Raw genomic sequence first — 1,021 nt, forward strand, 5'->3', positions numbered from 1 at the left:
GGTGTGGCCGAGAAACTCCAGGGTGCGCACCACCGCGTCGCCGATGATGGTGGAGCGCAGGTGGCCCACGTGCATTTCCTTGGCCAGGTTGGGGGAGGAGTAGTCCACCACCACGGTCTGGGGCTGCTGTGGCCGGTCAATGCCGAGAAAGTCGTCGGCCAGGGCGGACTCCAGCAAGCCGGTGAGCCAGTCGTCCGCCTGGAAGAAATTGATAAAACCGGGCCCGGCAATGTCCACCTTGGCCACGGCGCTGTCGCTGGGCAGGGCGGCAATCAGCTTTTCTGCCAGGTCGCGGGGCTTCATGCCGGCGGGTTTGGCCAGCATCAGCGCGATGTTGGTGGCAAAGTCGCCGTGGCTCTTGTCCCTGGTGCGGTCGATTTGCACCGGACGCTTGGCGTCGGCGGGCAGGGTGCCGTCGTCGATCAGGGTGTCCAGGGCGCTTTCAATGAGGGATATCAGGCGTTCTTTCATGACATTCTTTTGTGGAGGGCTCTGGGCCGTTTGACTGGCCGGCGATTGTACGGGAAAAGGCGAGGATTCGCAGCACGCTTCACGCAACACGCACCATGCGGGGCTCCGGCGTGGTGCATGTCGCGTGCTACGTGTGGCGTTGTCACAGCATGTCGATCGGATCCACATCCAGGTGCCAGCGGCACTGGCGGCCTTCGGGGAGCTTGCGGGCCTGCTCCAGTAACAGGTTCAGGGCCTGGTGCAGGGGCGCGCGCTGGGCGCATTGCAGCAGTAACTGGGTACGGAAGCGGCCGGCGCGTTTTTCCATGGGGGCTGGAATTGGGCCAAGAATATGGACATCCGGCGGCACGGTAATGGTGCTGAGCTGCTGCAGGAAGTTCATGGCGGTGCCCATGGCCATGGCTTCGCAGCGGAACAGGGCCAGGTGGCCATGGGGGGGCAGGCCGGCCATCTGTCGTTCTTCCAGCAACGTGGTGGCCAGTTGCGGATAGTCGCCACTGGCGGCCAGTTGCAGCAGGTGGTGGTCCGGGTGGCGGCTTTGCAGGATGAC

General features: G+C 64.3%; 1 protein-coding gene and 1 pseudogene. Both read right to left on the bottom strand.

What is annotated here, in order from left to right:
- The coding region (gene argS / locus A3730_RS04460) for an arginine--tRNA ligase (protein ID WP_082872256.1) at nt 1-471 on the bottom strand (471 nt) is incomplete at its 3' end.
- Nucleotides 472-613: 142 nt separating this feature from the next.
- Nucleotides 614-1,021: pseudogene (locus A3730_RS31030) on the bottom strand (primosomal protein N'); the annotation flags it as partial.

The organism is Alcanivorax sp. HI0044 (assembly GCF_001634945.1).